General features: G+C 60.6%; 28 protein-coding genes and 1 tRNA gene. 16 read left to right on the forward strand and 13 right to left on the reverse strand.

Annotated elements, in window-relative coordinates; genetic code table 11:
- The first annotated feature begins 28 nt into the window (after window positions 1-28).
- Together HZ993_RS19540 and HZ993_RS19545 are read left to right on the forward strand one after the other, a co-directional pair.
- Window positions 29-1,984, forward strand: a complete 1,956-nt coding sequence (locus tag HZ993_RS19540) for a CHASE2 domain-containing protein (protein ID WP_209394375.1) — start codon at window positions 29-31, stop codon at window positions 1,982-1,984.
- Between the two features lie 77 nt (window positions 1,985-2,061).
- Entirely contained in the window at window positions 2,062-2,532 is a 471-nt protein-coding gene (locus tag HZ993_RS19545; RefSeq protein ID WP_209394376.1) for a hypothetical protein, read from the forward strand.
- 116 nt (window positions 2,533-2,648) lie between these two features.
- On the opposite strand, the gene HZ993_RS19550 is transcribed toward HZ993_RS19545, so the two are convergent.
- Window positions 2,649-3,401 (reverse strand): DUF4124 domain-containing protein, encoded by a 753-nt coding sequence (locus HZ993_RS19550; protein WP_209394377.1) that lies wholly within the window; start codon window positions 3,399-3,401, stop codon window positions 2,649-2,651.
- Window positions 3,402-3,559: 158 nt separating this feature from the next.
- Between HZ993_RS19550 and HZ993_RS19555 the strand changes: the two genes are divergently transcribed.
- A complete protein-coding gene (locus HZ993_RS19555) occupies window positions 3,560-4,030 on the forward strand; it encodes a hypothetical protein (RefSeq protein ID WP_209394378.1) in 471 nt (156 codons plus the stop codon).
- Between the two features lie 23 nt (window positions 4,031-4,053).
- Here the strand turns inward: HZ993_RS19555 and HZ993_RS19560 are convergent.
- The 7 genes from HZ993_RS19560 to HZ993_RS19590 all read right to left on the reverse strand — a co-directional run bounded on the left by HZ993_RS19560 (window position 4,054) and on the right by HZ993_RS19590 (window position 8,030).
- Window positions 4,054-4,128 (reverse strand) — tRNA-Arg (locus HZ993_RS19560).
- Window positions 4,129-4,246: 118 nt separating this feature from the next.
- Window positions 4,247-5,461 (reverse strand): VWA domain-containing protein, encoded by a 1,215-nt coding sequence (locus tag HZ993_RS19565; RefSeq protein WP_209394379.1) that lies wholly within the window; start codon window positions 5,459-5,461, stop codon window positions 4,247-4,249.
- Between the two features lie 55 nt (window positions 5,462-5,516).
- Window positions 5,517-5,921, reverse strand: a complete 405-nt coding sequence (locus HZ993_RS19570; protein WP_209394380.1) for a type II toxin-antitoxin system VapC family toxin — start codon at window positions 5,919-5,921, stop codon at window positions 5,517-5,519.
- 11 nt (window positions 5,922-5,932) lie between these two features.
- A complete protein-coding gene (locus tag HZ993_RS19575) occupies window positions 5,933-6,268 on the reverse strand; it encodes an antitoxin (RefSeq protein WP_209394381.1) in 336 nt (111 codons plus the stop codon).
- Window positions 6,269-6,323: 55 nt separating this feature from the next.
- Window positions 6,324-6,920, reverse strand: a complete 597-nt coding sequence (locus HZ993_RS19580) for a GNAT family N-acetyltransferase (RefSeq protein WP_209394382.1) — start codon at window positions 6,918-6,920, stop codon at window positions 6,324-6,326.
- 8 nt (window positions 6,921-6,928) lie between these two features.
- Entirely contained in the window at window positions 6,929-7,165 is a 237-nt protein-coding gene (locus HZ993_RS19585; RefSeq protein WP_209394383.1) for a hypothetical protein, read from the reverse strand.
- Window positions 7,166-7,175: 10 nt separating this feature from the next.
- Entirely contained in the window at window positions 7,176-8,030 is an 855-nt protein-coding gene (locus tag HZ993_RS19590; protein WP_209394384.1) for a MoxR family ATPase, read from the reverse strand.
- A gap of 127 nt (window positions 8,031-8,157) precedes the next feature.
- On the opposite strand from HZ993_RS19590, the gene HZ993_RS19595 reads away from it, so the two are divergent.
- Window positions 8,158-8,826 carry a cytochrome c gene (locus tag HZ993_RS19595; protein WP_209394385.1) on the forward strand — a complete coding sequence of 223 codons (669 nt, stop codon included), beginning with the start codon at window positions 8,158-8,160 and terminating at the stop codon, window positions 8,824-8,826.
- Between the two features lie 55 nt (window positions 8,827-8,881).
- Entirely contained in the window at window positions 8,882-10,186 is a 1,305-nt protein-coding gene (locus HZ993_RS19600) for an NAD(P)/FAD-dependent oxidoreductase (protein ID WP_209394386.1), read from the forward strand.
- On the opposite strand, the gene HZ993_RS19605 is transcribed toward HZ993_RS19600, so the two are convergent.
- Entirely contained in the window at window positions 10,183-10,617 is a 435-nt protein-coding gene (locus tag HZ993_RS19605; protein WP_209394387.1) for a DUF1841 family protein, read from the reverse strand. The genes HZ993_RS19600 and HZ993_RS19605 overlap by 4 nt on opposite strands.
- A 181-nt stretch (window positions 10,618-10,798) precedes the next feature.
- Between HZ993_RS19605 and HZ993_RS19610 the strand changes: the two genes are divergently transcribed.
- Together HZ993_RS19610 and HZ993_RS19615 are read left to right on the forward strand one after the other, a co-directional pair.
- Window positions 10,799-11,275 (forward strand): hypothetical protein, encoded by a 477-nt coding sequence (locus HZ993_RS19610; RefSeq protein ID WP_245213700.1) that lies wholly within the window; start codon window positions 10,799-10,801, stop codon window positions 11,273-11,275.
- Entirely contained in the window at window positions 11,272-11,829 is a 558-nt protein-coding gene (locus tag HZ993_RS19615) for a hypothetical protein (RefSeq protein WP_209394388.1), read from the forward strand. The genes HZ993_RS19610 and HZ993_RS19615 overlap by 4 nt, the downstream gene beginning before the upstream one ends.
- 21 nt (window positions 11,830-11,850) lie before the next feature.
- Here the strand turns inward: HZ993_RS19615 and kefC are convergent, their stop codons facing one another.
- Window positions 11,851-13,668 carry a glutathione-regulated potassium-efflux system protein KefC gene (gene kefC / locus HZ993_RS19620; RefSeq protein WP_209394389.1) on the reverse strand — a complete coding sequence of 606 codons (1,818 nt, stop codon included), beginning with the start codon at window positions 13,666-13,668 and terminating at the stop codon, window positions 11,851-11,853.
- A gap of 35 nt (window positions 13,669-13,703) precedes the next feature.
- Between kefC and HZ993_RS19625 the strand changes: the two genes are divergently transcribed.
- Window positions 13,704-14,321 carry a ParA family protein gene (locus tag HZ993_RS19625; protein ID WP_209394390.1) on the forward strand — a complete coding sequence of 206 codons (618 nt, stop codon included), beginning with the start codon at window positions 13,704-13,706 and terminating at the stop codon, window positions 14,319-14,321.
- 28 nt (window positions 14,322-14,349) lie between these two features.
- Complete coding sequence (locus HZ993_RS19630; RefSeq protein WP_209394391.1) at window positions 14,350-14,805, forward strand: MaoC family dehydratase; 456 nt, start codon at window positions 14,350-14,352, stop codon at window positions 14,803-14,805.
- A gap of 6 nt (window positions 14,806-14,811) precedes the next feature.
- On the opposite strand, the gene trmL is transcribed toward HZ993_RS19630, so the two are convergent.
- Window positions 14,812-15,279 carry a tRNA (uridine(34)/cytosine(34)/5-carboxymethylaminomethyluridine(34)-2'-O)-methyltransferase TrmL gene (gene trmL / locus HZ993_RS19635; protein ID WP_209394392.1) on the reverse strand — a complete coding sequence of 156 codons (468 nt, stop codon included), beginning with the start codon at window positions 15,277-15,279 and terminating at the stop codon, window positions 14,812-14,814.
- A 91-nt stretch (window positions 15,280-15,370) separates the two neighbouring features.
- A complete protein-coding gene (locus HZ993_RS19640) occupies window positions 15,371-16,066 on the reverse strand; it encodes a phosphoribosyltransferase family protein (protein WP_371816945.1) in 696 nt (231 codons plus the stop codon).
- Window positions 16,067-16,122: 56 nt separating this feature from the next.
- Between HZ993_RS19640 and HZ993_RS19645 the strand changes: the two genes are divergently transcribed.
- From HZ993_RS19645 to HZ993_RS19675, 7 genes are all read left to right on the forward strand, one after another.
- The gene (locus tag HZ993_RS19645; protein WP_209394393.1) at window positions 16,123-17,037 is read left to right on the forward strand and encodes a methyltransferase domain-containing protein; all 915 of its coding nucleotides are present in this window, start codon (window positions 16,123-16,125) and stop codon (window positions 17,035-17,037) included.
- Between the two features lie 164 nt (window positions 17,038-17,201).
- Window positions 17,202-18,389, forward strand: a complete 1,188-nt coding sequence (gene coxB / locus HZ993_RS19650) for a cytochrome c oxidase subunit II (protein WP_209394394.1) — start codon at window positions 17,202-17,204, stop codon at window positions 18,387-18,389.
- 55 nt (window positions 18,390-18,444) lie between these two features.
- Window positions 18,445-20,055 (forward strand): cytochrome c oxidase subunit I, encoded by a 1,611-nt coding sequence (ctaD, locus tag HZ993_RS19655; RefSeq protein ID WP_209394395.1) that lies wholly within the window; start codon window positions 18,445-18,447, stop codon window positions 20,053-20,055.
- 2 nt (window positions 20,056-20,057) lie between these two features.
- Window positions 20,058-20,171, forward strand: coding sequence for a cytochrome oxidase small assembly protein (locus HZ993_RS19660; protein WP_209394396.1), 114 nt, complete (start codon window positions 20,058-20,060; stop codon window positions 20,169-20,171).
- A 3-nt stretch (window positions 20,172-20,174) separates the two neighbouring features.
- Window positions 20,175-20,774, forward strand: a complete 600-nt coding sequence (locus tag HZ993_RS19665) for a cytochrome c oxidase assembly protein (protein ID WP_209394397.1) — start codon at window positions 20,175-20,177, stop codon at window positions 20,772-20,774.
- Window positions 20,774-20,989: a DUF2970 domain-containing protein gene (locus HZ993_RS19670; RefSeq protein ID WP_209394398.1), complete on the forward strand. Its 216-nt coding sequence runs from the start codon at window positions 20,774-20,776 to the stop codon at window positions 20,987-20,989. The genes HZ993_RS19665 and HZ993_RS19670 overlap by 1 nt, the downstream gene beginning before the upstream one ends.
- Window positions 20,990-21,062: 73 nt before the next feature.
- Window positions 21,063-21,944: a cytochrome c oxidase subunit 3 gene (locus HZ993_RS19675; protein WP_209394399.1), complete on the forward strand. Its 882-nt coding sequence runs from the start codon at window positions 21,063-21,065 to the stop codon at window positions 21,942-21,944.
- A gap of 54 nt (window positions 21,945-21,998) precedes the next feature.
- Here HZ993_RS19675 and HZ993_RS19680 read toward each other — a convergent pair whose 3' ends face one another.
- A complete protein-coding gene (locus HZ993_RS19680) occupies window positions 21,999-22,220 on the reverse strand; it encodes a twin transmembrane helix small protein (protein WP_209394400.1) in 222 nt (73 codons plus the stop codon).
- Window positions 22,221-22,226: the final 6 nt, after the last annotated feature.

Below are 22,226 nucleotides of genomic sequence, written 5' to 3' on the forward strand. Positions count from 1 at the left end.
TTTGCCTGACTTGCCTTACTCTTGCAGCATGATATTCCCAATCATCCGCGCCCGGGCGGCCAGTCTGCTCATCGCATGTGCTGCGGTGCTGATCGGGCTCGCGCTGCTCTGGCTACCGGCGTGGCAAAGCCTGGAGAAGCGGGGGTTCGACGTGTTGTCGGTGCTGACGGCGCCTGGCACCTCACCACTGCCCATTATTGTGGTCAGCATCGACGATGCGTCGCTGGCCGAGATAACGCATCCCTGGCCCTGGCCGCGGTCCGTGCATGCCGGGCTGATCGACAAGCTCAAAGCGGCGGGTGCTGCCGTGATTGCCTTTGACGTGCTGTTCTCGCTGCCCACCCGACCAGCCGATGACCAGGCGTTGGCACAGGCCATTGGGCGTGCGGGCAATGTTGTGTTGGCCGCAGGGCTGGTGCGCCAGGAAACCCCGGCCGGCACCCTGTGGTCCCGGCAAGAACCCCTGACAGAGCTGCAAGCGGCGGGGGCGCAGGTCGGTATCGTGAACCTGGCTTTTGACAGCGATCTGGTTCTGCGCCGTGTGCCAACGGAAGAAGACGTGTTCTGGCGGCGCATGCTGGTTAGCCTGCGCCGGGCCATGCCGGAGCAGGAGCTGCCGGGTGCCGTGGGCGACAACGCCATGATCCGCTACGTGGGCCCGCCCGGCGCATGGCCCACCTTGCCTTATTACAAGGCCTTGGAGCTGGAGAAACATGTCGACCCCAAAGACTTCGCGGGCGCTGTGGTGATTGTGGGTCGGTCTACCCGCTCGGCCACGGAGATTGGTATGGCGCAGGCTGACCTGTTCTCCACGCCCCATACACGTTTGACCGGCGAACTGATGCCGGGCAGCGAGATCCACGCCAACATCCTCGACAGCGTGATCCGCCAGCGCAGCATTCGACCGGTTTCGGTCGGCTTGCAAACGGTATTGCTGCTTACGCTGACCCTGCTCGCCAGCGCGTTGCTGCTGTTGCGTCGACGTTGGCTTGCATGGGTTGCGGTCATGTTGCTGGTCGTGGCAGTTCCCGCATTGGCCTGGGCGCTCTTTGCAGCAGGCAATGCTTGGCTGCCGGTGGGAGCTCCCATCGTGGTGGTGTGTATGGTGGTGGCGGGCCACGCCATCCTGTCGGCGCTGGCCACGCGGCGGGAGCGTGACCGTGTGCAAAAAATGTTTGCGCTGTACGTGCCGCCCGAGTTCGTCAAGACCCTCATTGCCCACCCGGAGCGGGCCGGGCTCGGTGGCGACACCCGCCACCTGACGGTGCTGTTTTGTGATTTGCGGGGCTTCACCACGCTGTCTGCGCAACTGGCACCGGCCGACATCACCAAGGTGCTCAACCGTTACTTCACCTGCATGACCAACGCCATCTTTTCCCACGGCGGAACTGTGGACAAGTTCATAGGCGATGCGGTCATGGCATTCTGGGGCGCGCCCCTACCAGACCCCGAGCAGGAGCGCCACGCGATCCAGGCCGCCATCGCCATGAAGGACGCGCTGGAGGGGCTCAATGAGGAGCTGGCGGCCCAGGGCAAACCGCCGCTGCGCCTGGGCATTGGCATCCACAGCGGCGATGCCCTGGTGGGCAATATGGGCTCAGAAAGCCGGCTGAGCTACACCGCCATTGGCGATACGGTCAATGTGGCGTCGCGCCTGGAAGGCGCCAACAAGACACTGGGTACCGAGATCATGCTGTCTGCGGACACGGCCAAGGGGGCGCCCGACCTGCCTTTGCGCACGCTCGGGGCCATCCGCGTCAAAGGCCGCCCGCAGCCGCTGCAGGTTCTTACACCGTGCGACCAGCCCGCGCTGATTGAAGCCACCGATGCAGCATTGGCGGCACAAAGGCTGGGTGAGATAACGGTGGCATGCAGCCACTGGCACAAGGTTCTGGAGCTGGCCCCCCACGACGCGTTGGCCACACTCGCGCTGGCACGCCTGGCCAGCGGGGGTTGGGATGGGGTTTTGGATACCGACAAATAGGGATGAAAGCCTTATAGTCATCCCTAGTCAGCGCTCCCCAGGACAGTTCAAAACAATGCGGACGATAGGAGACCAGTGTGCACAAACGTAAGCGGCTGGCAACCAGTACGCGGCTGGTGCCCGTCAAGAAATTCCAGCCGCATGGCTGCATCGATATCTGGACGGACGGCGATCTGTTGCACTACGAAGCCACCGGTCCCTTCAACACCGAGTTGGTGGATGCCCTGGCCGTTGCGCAGTTGGAAATTCTCAAAGGCATGACGGAAACCCGACCTTGGGCGAGCATCGGCTGCGTCAAACAGAGCTTGCTGATGAGTCCCGATGCTTTGGCCCGTTACGCGGAAATCATGCGTGCCCCAAAACCGCAAGGCAGAACGCCGGTGGCCACCGCGTTTGTCATCGGCCCTGAGGTGGAAGGCCGCGACATCATCGCCCCCCATTTCGTCACAATCTACGCGGACATCGGACGCCCGATGCAGATCTTCCAGACCTTGGAAGAGGCCAAGTGCTGGGCCCAGGACATGATCGTTGGTGCGGTTTGCGTTTGAATCAGAATGGGGCCACGCTGCCTGTGCAACGCCTGTTGCGGCAAAGAGTCTTAAGCGAAATTGGCCTCTAGCCCCCGAGAAATGGACTTATCTTGCTATTAATAGAGTAGCAATTTTCAGGGGCAGCGCACCGTATTACCAGCGCCCAGCTGGCAGGCTTTGCCATCTTCACGCACCAGCCCGGTACCCTGCTGCTTGAAATAGCGTTGGCCCGCGTCGTCCGAACACTGGTTGCCGCTGCAGGTGGTGATCCGCGGTGGTCCCATGGGCCGTACGCTGGGCCGCAGCACCACAATTGGCTGCTCTGGCAGCACGTTGGCCCCATGGCACATTGCCACCTGGCGCACTTTGTCCCTCGGGAATGCCCCCGTGCGCTCCACGCTGCGCACGCAATCGCGAATGGCGGATTCCGACATGCCGTTCTGGCGCTGGCTGGCACCCGCCGTACGGCACGCCACATACATTTCGGCTCGGATGTCTTCTGTGACCGACTGCCGCTCCACATCGCGCATGCAGTTGGCATAAGCGGCTTCGTCACTCTGGGCCTTCTGCGCCTGCTGCTGCGCAGCCGCGGCGGCCTGGGCTTGCGCCTGCTGGCGGCTGTTGGCCTCTGCCGCCGCGTGCTCGCGTTGCGTGGTTTCTACGTGTGTGGCGGAGGCTTTATCCCTTTGCGCCTGATCTCGCAGCGCAGAGCCGTCCAGAGTGTTGGCACTGGTGTCCACGGGCTTGACGGATTGCGTGCTGTCCGGGCAGGCCACATTGCTGTAGGTGATCTTGCCGTCGGCGGCAGTGCATTTGATGGTTTGGGCTTGTGTGGCGGTGCCAACCAGGCAGAGTAAATAGGCGGTGATGCGCAAGTAGCGATTCATGTCAGTCTTTCTGCCGCCGCTTGGGGTACGTGCGTGCTGGTGTTGGACGATGGCCTGGGAGATTCGCCCGTCAGTTTAACCACCCGTTGCCGGGTGTGCCAGCCTTTACGGTCCAGCACGATGCCGTAAACTCAATCGCACACACAAGGCTGGCAAAAATGACAAACCCTGAACAGCACACGACGGTTGCGTCAACCGATTTCAAGGTTGGGCAATTTGCGATGCATGGTCAGGTCAAGCTCACGACGGATGGCAACATCCTGTTGTACGAGTCCACTGGCCCCTTCAATATTGAGACCATCAAGGCTTTCACGGCTGCGCGGGCCAGCATTCACCTGAAGTTGGACGCATCGAAGCCTTATGCAGCGATTGTTCACTGGCGCAACAGCGCGCTGATGCCCTTGGACGCCTTTGCGGCCTACGAGGCTGGATACGTCAAATTTTTGCGGGAGAACCAGTGCCCACATGCACTGGCATGGGCGTCGGGCCCAGACGTGGAGGGCATGGACTTCATGATCGCGCGGTTCACCAAGGTCTTTGACGAGCACGGCATCAACTTCAAGTGTTTTGCCACCACGGCAGAGGCGAGGAGCTGGGTTGACAGCTACAACATCAACTCCGCTAGCTAGTGGAGCGTGTTTCTTCAGTTGAGTGGTCCCGCTGACAGGAATCGAACCTGTATCTAGCACTTAGGAGGCACTCGTTCTATCCATTGAACTACAGCGAGACTGGCAATATTGTAAGGGTGCCGCTGCAGCCCTATTCAGCTGGGGACAGAGCTGAAGGTCTGTCCCGCAAAACCTAATCAGTTGAGGACAGAGCTAAAGATCTGTCCCGCAAAGACATTATTTCGTCAAATGCCGCATCGCCTCTTCCAGCCCCTTGAGGGTCAGCGGATACATGCGGTTGTGCATGATCTGCTGGATCACGCTTATGCTCTGGCGGTACTGCCACACGCCCTGGGGCTCGGGGTTGATCCAGGCGAACTTGGGGAAGGCGTGGATCAGGCGCTGCAGCCACTCGGCGCCGGGCTCGGGGTTGTTGTATTCCACGCTGCCGCCGGGTTGCAGAATCTCATACGGGCTCATCGTGGCGTCGCCGACAAAGATCAGCTTGTAGTCCTTGTTGTACTTGCGGATGATGTCCCAGGTCTCAAACTTTTCGGCAAAGCGGCGGCGGTTGTTCTTCCACATGAAGTCGTACACGCAGTTGTGGAAGTAATAGAACTCCAGGTGCTTGAACTCGGTCTTGGTGGCGCTAAACAGTTCTTCTACGCGGGCAATGTGTTCGTCCATGGTGCCGCCCACGTCCATCAGCAGCAGCACCTTGACGTTGTTGTGCCGCTCGGGCCGCATCTTGATGTCCAGGTAGCCGGCATTGGCCGCCGTTTTGCTGATGGTTTCGTCCAGGTCCAGCTCGTCCTCATGGCCTTCGCGGGCAAACTTGCGCAGGCGGCGCAGCGCCACCTTGATGTTGCGCGTGCCCAGCTCCTGGGTGTCGTCGTAGTCCTTGTAGCTGCGCTGGTCCCAGACCTTGACCGCGCTTTTGTTGCGACCCTTGTCCTGCCCAATGCGTATGCCCTGGGGGTTCTGGCCATAGGCACCAAAAGGCGATGTACCGCCGGTGCCTATCCACTTGCTGCCGCCTTCGTGGCGTTCCTTTTGCTCTTCAAAGCGCTTCTTCAGCGTCTCCATCAGCTCGTCCCAACCCAGCTTCTGGATCTTGGCCAGCTCTTCGGGGCTGAGGTTGAGCTCCAGGTTCTTGCGCAGCCATTCCAGCGGCACTTCTTTGGTGAAGTCGGCCGCCATCTCAATGCCCTTGAAGTAGGCGCCAAAGGCACGGTCGAACTTGTCGTAGTGCTTTTCGTCCTTCACCAGCGTGGTGCGGCTCAGGTAATAAAAGTCGTCGATCTTGTAGCCGCTGGGCTCGGAGTCATCGTCCGGTTGCGCCGTGTTGGGGCCGACCACGCCTTTTTGCAGCGCCTCGATCAGCGTCAGGTATTCCTTGACCGAAACCGGCAGCTTGGCCGAACGCAGGGTGTAGAAAAAATCAAGCAGCATGGGTGCTCTCCAAATCAGTTTGAGGCGCGGGCTACGTCGGGATGGGACAGGATGCTCACAACCAATCCTCCACTTTTAGTCCCTTCACGCGTTTGAACTCGCGGGTGTTGCGGGTCACCATGGTGAGCCCGTGGGCTTTGGCGTGCGCAGCCAACCATAGGTCGTTAGGGCCAATAGGTGTGCCTTTTGCGCGCAAGTCTGCACGGATGGCGCCATAGATGGCTCCCACGTCGGCCTCCATGGGCAGCACACCAAAGAAGTCGATCAGGCGTTTGGCGCGCTTTTCACGCAGAGCGGATACCGGGGCATGGGTTACGCCGTAGAAGTATTCACCCGTGGTAATGACCGACAGCACAGCGTCGCCCTTGGCAAGGGTTTGCAGGCGTGTGTTGATCACTTCGTCCTGGCCTTTGACCATCAAGGAAAACACGTCAGTGTCCAACAGGTATTTGGGCTGCATGGTCTGCAGGATCAGCGTGCGGTGGCGCGGGGGCGACGGCGCGTAGGCGGCGACTCGGCCATAGGCTCATCCAGTGCCGGCAGGTCGTCGTCCAGATGGTCCATAGCCTTGTCCAGGGCGCGACCTTCGGCTGCGCTCAGGGGCGGTAGATCGCTCAGTGCTTCGGCTGCTGTTGTTGGGGCAGGGCGCAGCACGATGGATTTCCCCTCTCGGAAGATTTCCACCCGTTTGGTGTGGAACTGAAACTCTTTGGGGATGCGGATGGCCTGGCTGTTTCCAGACTGGAACACCGTGGTTTCCACGGGGCTCTGCGTCTTTAAGGCTTTGGCGGGTATGCGGGCGTTCATGGCGGCCTCCTTTTGTATATTGCGAGTGTATATACGCAGGATCTCGGTGTCCAGTTCAGCCGCGCGGCTTGTCCAGCAAATACAGCAGCTGTGCCTTGGCCTCCGGCCATTCGCCGGAGCGCATGCTGTACATCACGGTGTCGCGTATGGTGCCGTCGCGGCGCAGTGCGTGGCCGCGGATCACGCCGTCTTTTTTGGCGCCCAGGCGCTCAATGGCGGCTTGGGAAGCAAAGTTGTAGTTATCGGTACGCCAGCCCACCACGTGGCAGCCCAGTGTCTCGAAGGCGTGGGTCAACAGCAGCAGTTTGGCGGTGGTGTTGACATGGCTGCGCTGGCTGCTTTTGCCGTACCAGGTCCAGCCGATCTCCACGCGCTTCAGGGCGGGCACGATGTCGTGGTAGCTGGTGCAGCCCAGCACCTTGCCGGTGGCGCTCTCCAGCACGGCAAAGGCGAAGCGGTTGCCGGCTTCGCGCTGTGACAGTGCGTTGTCGATGTAGCTGCGGGTTTGCTCGGGCTCGGGTACGGACGTGACGCGAATGGTCCACAGCGCGCCATCGGCGGCGGCGGCGCGCAGACCTTCTTCATGTGCCAGCGTCAGGGGCACCAGGTCCACGCCGCGGGCGGACAGGGTGACGGGTTCTACAAAGGCCATGGTGCGGTTCAGTCCTTGGAGTCTTTGGTGGCTTTGGCGGCCTGCGCGGCGCGCCACATGCGGGCCAGCTTCACACCCAGGCCAGAGCCCAGGCCTACCAGCAGGATGGCACCCATGCTGGTGTTGCCGTAACCCGGTGCAAAAATGTCCAGACCCAGCAGGCGGCCGATCCAGAAGCCCAGCAACGCGCCGCCGACAAAACCCACGGCGTCGGACAAACCCTCTAACAATGGATTGTTTTGCATAGGGTGTGGCTTAGCGGTTGTGGCGCTGCATGAACATCAGTTTTTCAAACAGTGTGGTGTCCTGCTCGTTCTTCAGCAGGGCGCCCACCAGTGGGGGCACGGCCATTTTGTCGTCCTTGGTGTGCAGGGCTTCGGCGGGGATGTCTTCGGCCAGCAGCAGCTTGAGCCAGTCCAGCAGTTCGCTGGTGGAGGGCTTTTTCTTCAGGCCGGGCAGGTTGCGCACGTCAAAAAACGTCTTCATGGCCGCACTGAGCAACTCTTTTTTGATGCCGGGGAAGTGCACATCCACAATACTTTGCATGGTGGGCGCATCGGGAAACTTGATGTAGTGGAAGAAGCAGCGGCGCAAAAAGGCGTCGGGCAGCTCTTTTTCGTTGTTGGAGGTGATGAACACCAGCGGGCGGTGTTTGGCCTTGATCAGCTCGCGGGTTTCGTAGCAATAAAACTCCATGCGGTCGATTTCGCGCAGCAGGTCGTTGGGGAATTCGATGTCGGCCTTGTCGATCTCGTCGATCAGCAGTGCGACGGGTTTGTCGGCCGTAAAAGCCTGCCACAACACACCCTTGATGATGTAGTTGTGGATGTCTTTGACGCGCTCGCCGCCGTCAATGTCGGACAGTTGCGAGTCGCGCAGACGACTCACGGCGTCATATTCATACAGGCCTTGCTGGGCCTTGGTGGTGGATTTGATGTGCCACTGCAGCAGGGGCATGTCCAGCGCCTGGGCCACTTCTTCGGCCAGCATGGTTTTGCCGGTGCCGGGTTCACCCTTGACCAGCAGCGGGCGCTGCAGCGTGATGGCCGCGTTGACCGACAGCATCAGGTCCTGGGTGGCTACGTAGTTCTTGGTTCCGTGGAATTTCATGGTGTGGGGCGCACTGGGCGAGGGTGAGGGGCAGACAAGCAGCTTGGCGGCTGCGCAGGGCGTGAAATGCTGGTCGATATAATCAAATTTAGATTTACATCAAACATTGTCTGATTGTCCTTGCAAAATGAACAAACTGTTGCTGCCCGTTTTAGTCGCTCTTGTCGCTCAAGTGACCACTTTTTCTGCCTTTGCGCAGGAAATCAAGGGAGATGCCAAGCAAGGTGAGACAAAAAATGCCATGTGCATTGGTTGCCACGGCATCGTGGGTTACCAGGCCAGCTTTCCAGAGATCCACAAGGTGCCCATGATCTCGGGTCAGGGTTCCAAGTACATCGTTTCTGCACTCAATGCCTACAAAAAGGGCGAGCGCAAGCACCCCTCCATGCGCGGTATTGCCGATACCCTGTCGGACCAGGACGTTGCTGATCTGGCCGCGTATTACGAAGCCAGTGGCGCAGTAGCCGGCGCAGCAGCCCCTGCCAAGGCGGCGGGTGGTTCGGCGAAGGCCGAAGCCCTGTTGGCCAAGGGCTCCTGTGTGTCTTGCCACGGTGACAACTTCAGCAAGCCGCTGGACCCCAGCTACCCCAAGATTGCAGGCCAGCACAGCGACTACTTGTTTGTGGCGCTCAAGTCCTACAAGGCAGAAAACAAGGCCATCGTGGGCCGTGGCAATGCCATCATGGGCGGTACGGTGAAGCAGTTCACCAATGCCGAACTCAAAGAAATGGCCAACTACATTGGTAGTCTGCCGGGCGAGCTTAAAGTGGTGCCGCAGCGCCAGTTCAAACAGTAAAGCCGAATCATCCATACCAGCCGCTACCCCAGCGGCTTTTTTTTGCCAAAAAAATATGCAACGCATTGTGATCGTAGGCGGCGGCGCCGGTGGCCTGGAGCTGGCCGTGCGCCTGGGCAACACTTTGGGCAAGCGCCAAAAAGCGCACATTACGCTGATTGACGCAGCCCGCACCCATGTCTGGAAGCCATTACTGCACCAGGTGGCCGCTGGCACGCTGGACAGCCATGCCGATGAGTTGGAGTACTTTGCGCTGGCCCGCAAACACCATTTTGAGTTCCGCCTGGGGCGCATGGACGGCCTGTCCCGCGCCGAGCGGGTGGTGTCGCTGGCGCCATCGGTGGATGAGGACGGTGAGCAGGTGCTGCCGCGCCAGACCGTGGCCTACGACCAGCTGGTGCTGGCCCTGGGCAGCCAGACCAACGACTTTGGTACCCCTGGCGCGCGCGAGCATTGTGTGATGCTGGACACGCCGGCAGCGGCCGAACGTTTCCACCGCCTGCTGATCAACTCCTGCCTGCGCGCACAAGCCCGGGCCAAGGCGGCGGGCGAGGGGCGTTTTACCGTCACCATCATTGGTGGTGGGGCCACGGGTGTGGAGCTGTCGGCCGAGCTGCACATGACAACCAAGATTTTGTCCGGCTACGGCCTGCGTAATTTCGACCCCGAGAAGGACCTGAAAATCGTCATCGTGGACGCCTCGCCCCGCCTGCTGCAGGCGCTACCCGAGCGCCTGTCCAGCGCCGTGGCACTGGAGTTGCGCAAGCTCGACATCGAGATCCACACCAACGAGAAGGTGGTGGAGGTGTCCAAAGAGGGCGTCAAGATGGCCAGTGGCACCTTTATTCCCAGTGGCATCGTGGTGTGGGCGGCCGGTATCAAGGCGCCCGATTTTCTGAAAGACATCGACGGCCTGGAGACCAACCGCGGCAACCAACTGGTGGTGCAGCGCACGCTGCAAACCACGCGGGACCCGGCCATCTTTGCGATGGGTGATTGCGCGGCCTGCTCGCAGGGCGAGGGCAAGCCCCTGGTGCCGCCCCGTGCGCAATCGGCGCACCAGCAGGCATCGATGCTGGCCAAGTCTTTGGTCCGTTCGCTGCAAGGCAAATCTTTGCCGGAATTCACCTACAAAGACTACGGCTCACTGGTGTCGCTGGGCGACTACAGCACCATTGGCAGCCTGATGGGCGCGATTGCCAGCGGATCGGTGTTTATCGAGGGCTACATCGCCAAGTGGATGTACTGGTGGTTGCACAAGCACCACCAGATTGCGGTGAATGGCGCGTTTCACACCTGGTTGACGACCTGGGCGGAGACGATCAACTGGGCGAAGAACCCGCGGATCAAGCTGCACTAATCTCGTGTGGCTTGGCGCTGCACGCAGGCAATATAGGCGTCACCTTCGGGTGGGCGCCCGGCTTGCTGGCTTTCCCACAGCATTTTCCCCAGGCAGTCCATGGCCTCGTGGTGGGCCTGGTGCAGGGAGTCGCGTTTGTGGGTGAGTAACTCTATCGCCTGGCGTATGCCGCGGGGCTGGTCGATGCTGCACTGCTCGCTGATGGACAGGTGCATGGACAAATGCAAGAACGGGTTGGTGCGGCCCTCTTGCACCTCACCCATGCTGGCCAATGCGGCGTCTACATCGGCAAAGTCCTGGGCGTATTCCGGATGCTCGTCCATCCACTGGCTTGCTATGGTTTCAATAGCTTCCAAAGCAGACCCAGCGCGGGCTTTGGCATAAACAGAGCAAAAGAACTTGCGGACATCGGCTTGGGACGGACTGAACATGGCGCAAGCTTAGCATGTGCGCCGCACCGGCATTGCGGCCTGCTTGCGGGAACTGTTTCGGGGCTGTGAAGTCTTAGTAAAGATGGCCGTGGCCGTCAGCCAGTGCGCAAACTGGTGCGTTAATGGGGCTCTTGCAGACCTGCAAACCATTTTTTTGGGGATGGATTCAAAAGGTGAACGTATGAAAGTTTTGGCAGCGGGTACTTTGGCAGTTGCTGCCTTGCTGATGGCAGCCCCTCTGGTGGCAATGGCGCAGCACCGCGGCCACGACCACCGGGGCTGGCATGGCGATATCCGCCACTTTGACCGCCACGACCACCACCGTTGGCGCTCAGGCGCCTGGCGGCATGGCTGGCACGGTGGCCGCAATGGCTGGTGGTGGGTGGCGGACGGTGCCTGGTATTTCTACCCCAAGCCCGTTTACCCTTACCCTGACCCCTACCGCCCACCCATACTGATAGAACAAGCGCCCGTCGTGGTGCAGATTCCCGCACCGGCGCCTGTGCAGGTGCAGCCGATCGAGCCACCTGTTGCCGCACCGCCCGTTCAGCAGTTCTGGTACTACTGCGATGCGGCCGGTGGCTATTATCCTTACGTGGCCTCTTGCCCTAGTGGCTGGAAAACCGTGCCCGCCACCCCTTCTGGAGCATCCCAATGAAGACATCCCTGAGCCGAATGAACCTGTCCATTGCGACGCTGTGTGTGGTGGCCTTGGCCGGTTGCGCCACGGCCCCGCAAGGCCCGCGCGTTGCCATCATGCCCACACCCGGGAAACCGCTGGAGCTGTTTGCCCAGGAAGACCAGTACTGCCGCAGCTATGCACAGCAGTCCATTGGCAGTACCGACAGCAGCAACGAGCGTGCGGTGGGTGCTGCCATTGTGGGGACCCTGATCGGCGCCGCCGTAGGTTCTGCCACCAGCACCCGGCGATACAACAATACCGGCGCGGGTGCTGCGACCGGCCTAATGATGGGTTCTGCCATTGGTGCCGGTACCAGTGCAGAAGAGGGCCGCAGCGCCCAACACCGCTACGACATCGCCTACCAGCAGTGCATGGTGTCCAAGAACAACCAGCCGGCCCAGAGCCACTACCGCCAGGCTCCTCGCGTGGTCTATGTGCCGCAGGCGCAACAGCAGCCAGCGCCCCAGCCTTACTACCCACCACCGCCACCGGGTGCTTACCCGCCCCCACCACCCCCGCCACCGCAGTAATCCGGGCCTGCGGCGAGCGGGTTAGGCGCGCCGGGCCGTCTGCTGCTCGGCACGTTCCTTGGCCATTTGTTCTTCCAGTTGCTGGCGCCCCTGCTTGACCACCGAGATCAGCTTGGCGTTGTCCTTGTAGTGGGGGTGCAACTTCTCAAACAGCTCCAGGTTGTGTTGGCGGAACACCTGCACGGTGGCCTGTGCGGCCTCGGGTGCCTGGCCCAGCAGCTCCAGCACACTCTTGGCGCTGAGCAGGCTGGATTCAAACAGTTCACGCTGCACCAGCATCACATCACGGTCGCGTAACTGGTTCCAGTGTGTCACGTCGCGGGCACGGGCCACGATCTGCAGCTGCGGAAAATGTTCACGCGCCAGGTCCACAATTGCCAGCGATTGCGTTACGTCGTCCACAGCCACCACCAACACCTTGGCCTTGGCTGCACCGGCGGTGCGCAGCAGGTCCAGCCGGGTGGCATCGCCATAAAACACGCGGTAACCAAAGTTGCGGGCGGCCTCGATCATCTCGGCATCGTGGTCCAGCACCGTGCAGGACTGGCCCTGGGCCAGCAACACACGCGACACGATCTGCCCGTAGCGGCCGAAACCGGCCACCAGAATCGGAGCCTCCTGCTGTTCTGAGATTTCCTCCATGACCGGTACGCCGCAGTTGGCATAACGGGGCAACAACAACTTGTCGATGGCGACCAGCAGCAGCGGGCTGACCAGCATGGACACGGCCACCGCGGCCACCAGCAGCGATGCGGTCTGCGCCGGCAGCACATTGGCACCCGCCGCGGCCTGGAACACCACAAACGCAAATTCGCCACCCTGGGCCAGCAGCAGGGTGAACACCGGCCGCTCCTGGAATGGCAATTTCATCAGCCGGGCAATCGTGAAAATGACCACACCTTTGACGGCCAGAAAACCCACCACCACGGCGGCCATCTGCAGCGGGGCGTCGCGTAACACGCCCAAGTCCACGCCCATGCCCACGGCGATGAAAAACAGGCCCAGCAACAGGCCCTTGAAGGGTTCGATGTTGGTCTCCAGCTCGCGCCGGTATTCGCTCTCGGCCAGCAGCACACCGGCCAAAAAGGCGCCCAGCGCCATGGACAGGCCGACGATCTGCATCAGCGCGGCAATGCCCACCACCAGCAAGAGCGAGGCGGCGGTGAAGATCTCGGGCGTCTTGCTGCGGGCAATCCAGCGCAACAGCGGGCGCAGCAGGAGTCGGCCACCAACCACGATACCGGCGATGACTGCTATTATTTTGATAGCTTCATAAATCCGTTCCACGGGGGCTACAGCCTGATTTGGCTCAAGCGACCCGGCCAGCAGCGGCAGCAGGGCCAAAATCGGAATGGCCGCCACGTCCTGGAACAGCAGAATGGAAAAACCCGCCTGGCCGCTGCCGGTGGGCAACAGGTTGCGTTCACCCATGACCTGCAGCGCAATGGCCGTGCTGGACAGCGCCAACCCCAGGGCCGCCACCACGGCGATGGGTGTGGACACGCCGCAGGCCCATGCCAGTACAAAGATCCCTGCGGCGCAGCCCGCCATCTGGGCGCTGCCCCAGCCAAAAATGGGGCGGCGCAGACTCCACAGGCGCTTGGGCTCCAGTTCCAGCCCCACCAGGAACAGCATCAGCACGACGCCGAACTCGGCGAAATGCAGAATATCCTGCACATTGGTGACCAGGCCCAGCCCCCAGGGACCAATGGCAATGCCGGCTGCCAGGTAGCCAATGATGGAGCCCAGGCCCAGGGCCCGGCTGAGGGGCACCACGATGACGGCGGCGCTGAGGTAGATAAAGCTGTTGATCAGCCAGGAGGGTAAATGTGGTTCCATGGCGCTAACATAGCATTACTTCGAGAGGAATAAGCATGCCCATCATCGTTGTAGCCAATCCCAAAGGCGGCGTCGGCAAGTCCACGTTGTCTACCAATATTGCCGGCTACTACGCATCACGCGGGCATGCGGTGATGCTGGGTGATGTAGACCGCCAGCTCTCCTCCAAACTCTGGCTGGGCCTGCGCCCCTCGGCCGCCCGGCCCATCACCAGTTGGGAGATCGACGCCGACGCCATCGCCAAACCCCCCAAAGGCACCACCCACGTGGTGCTGGACACGCCAGCCGGCCTGCACGGCAAACGCCTGAACGAAGTCGTCAAGATGGCCGACCGCATCGTGGTACCGCTGCAACCCAGCGTGTTCGATATTTTTGCCACCCGCGCCTTTCTGGACGAACTGATCCAAAGCAAACACGCCAGCAAGACGCAGATTGCGCTGGTCGGCATGCGGGTGGATGGCCGCACCATCGCGGCCGACCACCTGCACGAGTTTGTCGACAAGGTCGGCGCGCCGGTGGTCGGTTATCTGCGCGACACCCAAAACTACATCCACTTGGCGGCCCGTGGCCTGACGCTGTTTGACGTGGCGCCGGGCCGGGTCGCCAAGGACCTGGAGCAGTGGCAGGATCTTTGTCGCTGGCTTGACAGCTAGAGTGAGCGGCTGGCCCTACAGTGGGCGCATGAAAACCATCCAAACCCTGGCAGAAATGCCGGCCCTGATCGGGCAAGAAGTCGTCGTCAGCGACTGGATCACTATCACCCAGGAACAGGTCAACCTGTTTGCCGAAGCCACCGGAGACCACCAGTGGATCCACGTGGACGTGGAGCGGGCCAAGGCGGGCCCCTTTGGTGCGCCGATTGCACATGGTTTTTTGACGCTGTCGCTGCTGCCGCGCTTCTTTGAGTCTTCGCTACGCATCGCCGAGACGCGCATGGGCGTCAACTACGGGCTGAACAAGGTGCGTTTTGTGTCGCCCGTGCCGGTGGGCAGCCGCCTGCGCGCGCGCATGAAGTTATTGGCCTGCGATCCTATCGACAATAACGGTATGCAGATGACCTGGGAGGTCACGACCGAGCGCGAAGGTGCGAGCAAGCCGGTGTGTGTAGCCGAGTCGATTGCGCGGCATTACCCCTGACGCGACTTAACCAGCCGCAAATCCGTTTTGCCGCCAGGCCTCGAACACCGTCACCGCTACGGCGTTTGATAAATTGAGGCTGCGCTGGCCCGCCACCATGGGCAGTTTCAGACATTGCGGCGGCGCAAAGTGGGCACGCACCGCGTCTGACAGACCCCGTGTCTCGGCGCCAAACACCAGCCAGTCACCGGGCTGGAAGGCAGTCTCGAAGACTTGGCCCGTGCCCTTGGTGGTCAGCGCAAACAGGCGGTCCATCGCCGGTTGTTCGGCGTCCATAAAAGCCTGCCAGCTGGCGTGCACCTTCAGCGTGGCGTACTCGTGGTAGTCCAGCCCGGCGCGGCGCATGTGTTTGTCGTCCATCGAGAAACCCAGGGGCTCGATCAGGTGCAGCGTGCAGCCCGTATTGGCCGCCAGGCGGATGACGTTGCCCGTGTTGGGCGGGATTTCGGGTTCGACGAGGACGATATGGAACATAGGCTTGGTATTGTCGCTTCTAATGAAATCGGCCTCTAGCCCCCGTCCTTGCTCATTGAGTTGCTATGTAAATAATAGTGACTGTGTGCGGCTACTCGGTGCGAGCCAGCACCAGGGCCGTAGTGTGCGCCGCCCCGGCCTGCCGCACCACGCGTGCCGCGGCGTGTAACGATGCGCCGCTGGTCATCACATCGTCCAGCAAGACCACGTGTTTGCCTTGCACCCTGTGGACCTGCAGCGGGTCGATGGCGAATGCATCCTTGACAGCGCGCAGGCGTTCGCTGCGGGGCAGGGTGCGCTGCGGTGGTGTGTCCCGCACCCGCAGCAACACGCCGTGTGCGACCTTGGGAGCATCCAATGCGCGGGCCAACACATGGGCCTGGTTGTAACCGCGTTCACGCAGCCGCTCTTTGGACAATGGCATCGGTATCAACAGATCGGCGGCATCGATTGCGGGTTCTACCCATGGCGCGGCACGCAGCAGTGCGGCAAAACTACTGGCCCAGCCCGGGTGCTGGTGGAATTTGAAGTCGGCCACCAGGGTGGACCAGGGGTAGGCATAGGGCAGGGCGGCTAGGCAGGCATCCAGCGGTGGCGGGTTCAGCATGCAGGCGCCGCACTGGTGTACGCCGGGTGCAACGGGCAGGGCGCAGGTGGTGCAGCGGGCCACCGGTTGGGCAAACGCGGCCACGCAGGCCTCGCACACACTGTGGGCAGGCCAGGCATGGCAGACCGCGCACTGGCTGGGCAGGTGCCTGGAGAGACCTTGAAACAGTTTTCGCAACACCGAACCAATATACTCGGGCCGCCCGTTCGTCTTGGCTCCCACGCCACCTTCGCCCCATGCCAGCCCAGCCTTCCGATTTGCCACCCACCATTGCGCCCGTAGCAGCCGCCCGCTGGGCTGCCAGGCTGCCCAGCGCATCCCCGTGGTTGCATGAAGAAGTGGCGCGCCGCATGGAAGACCGTCTGCAGTGGATGACTCTGCAGCCCGAAAGCTGGGTGCACTGGGAGCCGCTGCAAGGTGGCTTGCAGGCCCAGGCGCTGCTGGCTGCCCGTTACCCCAAGTCCCAGTGCTTTGTGGCGCTAGCCCGGGCAGAACATGTACAGGCCGCTAGCAAATTGATAACACCTGCCTGGTGGAGTCCGTCCCGCTGGACTGGCCCGGCTCTGCATTTCGGCCTGCCCGAACAGCCTGCCCAAATGGTATGGGCCAATATGGCGCTGCACATGGCGGCCGACCCACAGGCCTTGATAGCCGAGTGGCACCGCCTGCTGCAGCCCAAAGGTTTTTTGATGTTCTCCTGCCTGGGGCCTGACACGCTGCGCGAAATTCGCGCCCTGTATGCGGCCCAGGGCTGGCCGCCGGCCTCGCATGCTTTTACCGATATGCACGACTGGGGCGACATGCTGGTGCACGCCGGGTTCTCAGAGCCGGTGATGGACATGGAACGCATCACGCTGAGCTTTGCAACGCCTGAGCGATTGTTGGTGGAGTTGCGCGAGCTGGGCCGCAACCTGCACCCGCAGCGGTTTGGGGCCTTGCGCGGCCGGGCCTGGCATGCGCAACTGCTGGCGCAACTGGGACAGTTGGCCCAGACCGACGGCGACGGCCAGCTGCGCCTGACCTTTGAAATCGTCTACGGCCACGCTTTCAAGGCGCCGCCCCGTCTGACGGTGGCGAGCGAGACCGCGGTGTCGCTGGATGCCATGCGTGAAGCCCTGCGCCAAGGCCGCAGAAATGGCGCTTCGGGTTGACTTCGGGGCTTGACACGGGTCTAAGACCCCAATTCTCAGAGGGTTGGTGGGCTACAATAATAGACAAACCGCGTTCTTGCCCTTCCTGTCTGCCCGTGACTTTTTGCATGGGCGGGGCCAGGTTTTGGCACTGTTTAATCTGATTCGACGAAGAAATGACCAAGATGAAGAGCATTTTCAATAAATCGGCTTCACTGCTCCTCGCGGCAAGCGCATGGGCCGGTACTGCAGCCTTCAGCCTGGCGCATGCGGTCAATGACCTGCCTGGCGGCCCAGCAGTTAACCAGTTGAACCTGCACCCTGCGGTTACTGTGATTGCCAAAGAGCAGGCCTGGTTGCACTGGTTTATGCTGATTGTGTGCAGCATCATCTTTGTGGGCGTGTTTTCGGTGATGTTTTATTCCATCTGGAAGCACCGCAAGTCCCAGGGCCACAAGGCTGCCACCTTCCATGAGTCTGTGCTGGTGGAAGTGATATGGACCATCATTCCCTTCATCATCGTGATTCTGATGGCCCTGCCAGCGACCAAGGTCGTGGTTGCCATGAAAGACACCACCAATGCCGACCTGACAATCAAGGCCACTGGCATGCAGTGGAAATGGGGTTATGACTACCTGCGCGGCGAAGGTGAAGGCATCAGCTTCCTGTCCACGCTGGACAACTCCCACCGCATCATGTCGGACAACGGCGGCCCCAAACAAGGCGAAGTCGCACCGGATGACTACCTGTTGAAGGTGGATAACCCTCTGGTGGTGCCTGTGGACCGCAAGATCCGCATCATCACCACGGCCAACGACGTGATCCACGCTTTTGCGGTGCCATCCTTTGGTATCAAGCAGGACGCCATCCCCGGTTTTGTGCGCGACACCTGGTTCCGCGCCGAAAAAACCGGCGACTTCTATGGCCAATGCCAGGAGTTGTGCGGCAAGGAACACGCCTACATGCCTATCCATGTGAAGGTGTTGTCCGCAGAAGACTACTCCAAGTGGGTCGCTGGCGAAATGAAGAAGCTGGCCGCCAAAGCGGATGATCCTTCCAAGGTCTGGGAGCTCGCAGACTTGGCCAAGCGTGGTGAGAAGGTCTACGCCGCCAACTGCGTCGCTTGCCACCAGGCCAACGGCAAGGGCGCTGGCCCCATCAAGCCGGTCGACGGCTCGGCGGTGGTGCTGGATGCCGACAAGACCAAACAAATCGCCGTCATGCTGAACGGCCAGAACAATGGTGCCATGCCAGCCTGGAAGTCGCTGAGCGACACCGATATTGCTGCCGTGATCACCTACACCAAGAACAACTGGTCCAACAAGACCGGTCAGGTCGTGCAACCGGCGGACGTGCTGGCCCAGCGCAAATAAGCGCTGCCAGACCCCGTCCATTGACCGAAATTAGTGAATTGAGAAGGAAACCAGGATGAGTGCCGTTCTAGACCACCACGACCACGCCCATGACCACCACGCCCCTGCGGGCTGGCGTCGTTGGGTCTACGCGACCAACCACAAGGACATCGGCACGCTGTATTTGCTGTTTGCCTTCACCATGTTGATGATCGGCGGCGTTCTGGCGCTGCTGATCCGTGCCGAGTTGTTCCAGCCCGGCCTGCAGTTGATGCAGCCCGAGTTTTTCAACTCCCTGACCACCATGCACGGCTTGATCATGGTGTTCGGCGCCATCATGCCGGCCTTCGTCGGTTTTGCGAACTGGATGATCCCGCTGCAAATTGGCGCGGGTGACATGGCTTTTGCCCGCATGAACAACTTCAGCTTCTGGCTGATGGTGCCCGCCGGTGTGATGCTGGTCGGCTCCTTCTTCATGCCTGGCGGCGCACCCGCTGCCGGCTGGACGCTGTACGCACCCTTGACCCTGCAAATGGGCCCCTCCATGGACGCTGGTATTTTTGCCATGCACATCCTGGGTGCTTCGTCCATCATGGGTTCAATCAACATCATCGTCACCATCCTGAATATGCGCGCCCCTGGCATGACCCTGATGAAGATGCCGATGTTCTGCTGGACCTGGCTGATCACGGCCTACCTGCTGATCGCTGTGATGCCCGTGTTGGCTGGCGCCATCACCATGACGCTGACCGACCGCCACTTTGGCACCAGCTTCTTCAACCCCGCCGGCGGCGGTGACCCCGTGATGTACCAGCACATCTTCTGGTTCTTCGGCCACCCCGAGGTCTACATCATGATCTTGCCGGCCTTCGGAATCGTCAGCCAGGTGATCCCTGCGTTCTCGCGCAAGAAGCTGTTCGGTTACGCCTCCATGGTGTACGCCACATCGTCGATTGCCATCCTGTCCTTCATCGTGTGGGCTCACCACATGTTCACCACCGGCATGCCGGTGACAGGTCAGCTGTTCTTCATGTACGCGACCATGCTGATCGCCGTACCCACCGCCGTGAAGATCTTCAACTGGATCGCCACCATGTGGCAGGGTTCGATGACCTTTGAGACACCCATGCTGTTCGCAGTCGGTTTCCTCTTCGTGTTCACCATGGGTGGCTTCACCGGCCTGATCCCGGCTGTTGCACCTATCGACATCCAGCTGCAGGACACCTATTACATCGTGGCCCACTTCCACTATGTGCTGGTGGCGGGTTCGCTGTTTGCGATGTTCTCCGGCGTGTACTACTGGCTGCCCAAGTGGACCGGTGTGATGTACTCCGAGACGCGCGGCAAGATCCACTTCTGGTGGTCGCTGATCGCGTTCAACGTGACCTTCTTCCCTATGCACTTCCTGGGTCTGGCTGGTATGCCCCGCCGTTATGCCGACTACCCCATGCAGTTTGCCGACTTCAACATGGTTGCGTCGATTGGTGGTTTCTTCTTCGGTTTTGCACAGGTCTACTTCTTCCTGGCCATCATCATCCCCGCCATGCGTGGCAAGGGTGAAGTTGCGCCCCAGAAGCCTTGGGAAGCTGCAGAAGGCCTGGAGTGGGAAGTGCCATCACCTGCGCCTTTCCACACCTTTGAGACGCCTCCCAAGCTGGATGTCACCGCTACCAAAATTGTTGGCTGATCATGACCACGCCTGAGCAGAAGAAAGCCAATACACGGACCGGATTGATTCTGGCGTCCATTGCGGTGCTGTTTTTTGTAGGCTTCATGGTTCGAATGGTTTTGTTGGGCGGCTAAAGCATGTTTTTGCAGCGTGAAAATCTCCGGATGGTGCGCAAGCTGGCGGTGATAGCCGTCGGCATGTTCGCATTCGGTTATGCGCTGGTCCCCATGTACAAGGCCATTTGCGAGATGACGGGTATCAACATCCTCGCCCTGGGTGAGCAGGCGATACCGGGCGCAAAGCCGGGTGTCCCCGCCAATACCCAGGTGGATACAAGCCGCACCATCACGGTTGAGTTTGATGCCAACAGCCGCGGACCGTGGGAGTTCAAGCCCGCGCAGCGCTCGTTGCAGGTACACCCTGGCGAACTGACCACTGTGGTGTACGAGTTCCAGAACACGCAAAACCGGCGCATGGCCGCGCAGGCCATCCCCAGTTATGCGCCGCAGCAGGCGACCGCGCATTTCAACAAGCTGGAGTGTTTTTGCTTCAACCAGTACACGCTGGAGCCGGGTGAAAAGAAGTCCTGGCCTGTGGTGTTTTATATCGATCCCAAGCTGTCCAAAGACGTGACGACGATTACCTTGTCCTACACGTTTTTTGAGGTTGGTGGCAAAACGCCTGCAGCACCGGTTGCGGTGGCGCCGCCCGCAGTTGCGGGTGAGGGCCAGTCGTGATGGTCAAGGCAACGGTCAATACCGATGCGCCGCCCTCCGTGTGGCGCAGCATCAAGCTGGTCGCCTGGTCTTTTTTGGGTATACGCAGCAAAAGCGGGTACCAGGATGATCTGAGCAAGGTTAACCCCTTGCATGTGCTGGTGGTCGCCCTGGTGGGCGTGCTGCTGTTGATCGTGGGCTTGATCAGCTTGGTGAATTGGGTCGTTGCAACGTAAATAACGTGCGGGACAGTTGGCAGCCGCAGGCCGGCAGAAACTGTCCCCCGAAAGATTGGAATAGGAGAAAGAAATGAGTTCATCAACACACGGCGCAACACCGTACTACTTTGTCCCTGGTCCGTCGCGCCACCCCGCGATGGCTGCTCTGGGCCTGTTCTTTGTCATCCTGGGCGCAGGCCAATGGATCAATGGTGCTGATTGGGGCAAATACTCGTTGGCCGCCGGTATGGTGGGCTGGTTGTTTGTGCTGTACCAGTGGTTCCGCGATGCGGTGGCCGAAAGCCAGGGCGGCCAATATGGTCACAAGATCGACATCTCTTACCGTTGGAGCATGACATGGTTCATCTTCTCCGAGGTGATGTTCTTCGGCGCGTTTTTCACCGCACTGTGGTGGGCGCGGGCCCATTCGGTTCCTGAACTGGGCAGCCTGAACAACGCCATTCTGTGGCCCGACTTCAAGGCCGTGTGGCCCAGCATGGCAGCCGGCGCCACCGCTTCTCCCGCCGGTATTGTTGAGCCCTTCACCACCATGGGCCCCTTCTGGTTGCCCACCATCAATACCGCATTGCTGTTGACATCGGGCGTTACGTTGACCATCGCCCACCATGCACTGGTGGCTGGCAACCGCAGCAAGACCATTGCCTTCATGTGGATCACCGTGCTGCTGGGCGTGACCTTCCTGGGCGTTCAGGGTTATGAGTACTACCATGCCTACTCTGCCTACAACCTCAAGCTGAGCTCGGGCATCTTCGGTTCCACGTTCTACATGCTGACCGGTTTCCACGGTTTCCACGTGTTGGTCGGTATGCTGATGCTGTTGTTCATTACCCTGCGTTTGCAAAAGGGCCATTTCACACCGGAGCGCCACTTCGGTTTTGAAGGTGCCGCCTGGTATTGGCACTTTGTGGACGTGGTGTGGTTGGGCCTGTATATCCTGGTGTACTGGCTCTGATTCCGCTGGACACACGGCATTAAAAAAAGGCACCGCTTGCGGTGCCTTTTTGGTTTACTGCCCTGGTCGGAAGCCGGTGGGTTGGATGTAACCCAGCTTCCAGGCAAGCAGAACACACACGAACAACACAATGGAAAACCCAACCCGAGCCGCCAGTGCACGTGCCATTTTTTGCGACGCGTTGGTGCCACTGCGCCCGCCCCGCATCATGAAGAACAGGGCCACACCCAGGCTGGCAAGAATGGCCACAAAGGCGAAGATTACAAGGTATGTCATGGGCAG

The sequence above is a fragment of the Rhodoferax sp. AJA081-3 genome (assembly GCF_017798165.1).
In the GTDB taxonomy this organism is placed as follows: domain Bacteria; phylum Pseudomonadota; class Gammaproteobacteria; order Burkholderiales; family Burkholderiaceae_C; genus Allorhodoferax.

Bases quoted from the DNA above. Each gene is read 5' to 3' on its own strand.
- HZ993_RS19540 (WP_209394375.1), top strand. From the start codon at position 29: ATGATATTCCCAATCATCCGCGCCCGGGCGGCCAGTCTGCTCATCGCA.
- HZ993_RS19550 (WP_209394377.1), bottom strand. From the start codon at position 3,401: ATGAATCGCTACTTGCGCATCACCGCCTATTTACTCTGCCTGGTTGGC.
- HZ993_RS19555 (WP_209394378.1), top strand. From the start codon at position 3,560: ATGACAAACCCTGAACAGCACACGACGGTTGCGTCAACCGATTTCAAG.
- HZ993_RS19565 (WP_209394379.1), bottom strand. From the start codon at position 5,461: ATGCTGCTTGATTTTTTCTACACCCTGCGTTCGGCCAAGCTGCCGGTT.
- HZ993_RS19570 (WP_209394380.1), bottom strand. From the start codon at position 5,921: ATGCAGCCCAAATACCTGTTGGACACTGACGTGTTTTCCTTGATGGTC.
- HZ993_RS19575 (WP_209394381.1), bottom strand. From the start codon at position 6,268: ATGAACGCCCGCATACCCGCCAAAGCCTTAAAGACGCAGAGCCCCGTG.
- HZ993_RS19580 (WP_209394382.1), bottom strand. From the start codon at position 6,920: ATGGCCTTTGTAGAACCCGTCACCCTGTCCGCCCGCGGCGTGGACCTG.
- HZ993_RS19585 (WP_209394383.1), bottom strand. From the start codon at position 7,165: ATGCAAAACAATCCATTGTTAGAGGGTTTGTCCGACGCCGTGGGTTTT.
- HZ993_RS19590 (WP_209394384.1), bottom strand. From the start codon at position 8,030: ATGAAATTCCACGGAACCAAGAACTACGTAGCCACCCAGGACCTGATG.
- HZ993_RS19595 (WP_209394385.1), top strand. From the start codon at position 8,158: ATGAACAAACTGTTGCTGCCCGTTTTAGTCGCTCTTGTCGCTCAAGTG.
- HZ993_RS19600 (WP_209394386.1), top strand. From the start codon at position 8,882: ATGCAACGCATTGTGATCGTAGGCGGCGGCGCCGGTGGCCTGGAGCTG.
- HZ993_RS19605 (WP_209394387.1), bottom strand. From the start codon at position 10,617: ATGTTCAGTCCGTCCCAAGCCGATGTCCGCAAGTTCTTTTGCTCTGTT.
- HZ993_RS19610 (WP_245213700.1), top strand. From the start codon at position 10,799: ATGAAAGTTTTGGCAGCGGGTACTTTGGCAGTTGCTGCCTTGCTGATG.
- HZ993_RS19615 (WP_209394388.1), top strand. From the start codon at position 11,272: ATGAAGACATCCCTGAGCCGAATGAACCTGTCCATTGCGACGCTGTGT.
- kefC (WP_209394389.1), bottom strand. From the start codon at position 13,668: ATGGAACCACATTTACCCTCCTGGCTGATCAACAGCTTTATCTACCTC.
- HZ993_RS19625 (WP_209394390.1), top strand. From the start codon at position 13,704: ATGCCCATCATCGTTGTAGCCAATCCCAAAGGCGGCGTCGGCAAGTCC.
- HZ993_RS19630 (WP_209394391.1), top strand. From the start codon at position 14,350: ATGAAAACCATCCAAACCCTGGCAGAAATGCCGGCCCTGATCGGGCAA.
- trmL (WP_209394392.1), bottom strand. From the start codon at position 15,279: ATGTTCCATATCGTCCTCGTCGAACCCGAAATCCCGCCCAACACGGGC.
- HZ993_RS19645 (WP_209394393.1), top strand. From the start codon at position 16,123: ATGCCAGCCCAGCCTTCCGATTTGCCACCCACCATTGCGCCCGTAGCA.
- coxB (WP_209394394.1), top strand. From the start codon at position 17,202: ATGAAGAGCATTTTCAATAAATCGGCTTCACTGCTCCTCGCGGCAAGC.
- ctaD (WP_209394395.1), top strand. From the start codon at position 18,445: ATGAGTGCCGTTCTAGACCACCACGACCACGCCCATGACCACCACGCC.
- HZ993_RS19660 (WP_209394396.1), top strand. From the start codon at position 20,058: ATGACCACGCCTGAGCAGAAGAAAGCCAATACACGGACCGGATTGATT.
- HZ993_RS19665 (WP_209394397.1), top strand. From the start codon at position 20,175: ATGTTTTTGCAGCGTGAAAATCTCCGGATGGTGCGCAAGCTGGCGGTG.
- HZ993_RS19670 (WP_209394398.1), top strand. From the start codon at position 20,774: ATGGTCAAGGCAACGGTCAATACCGATGCGCCGCCCTCCGTGTGGCGC.
- HZ993_RS19675 (WP_209394399.1), top strand. From the start codon at position 21,063: ATGAGTTCATCAACACACGGCGCAACACCGTACTACTTTGTCCCTGGT.
- HZ993_RS19680 (WP_209394400.1), bottom strand. From the start codon at position 22,220: ATGACATACCTTGTAATCTTCGCCTTTGTGGCCATTCTTGCCAGCCTG.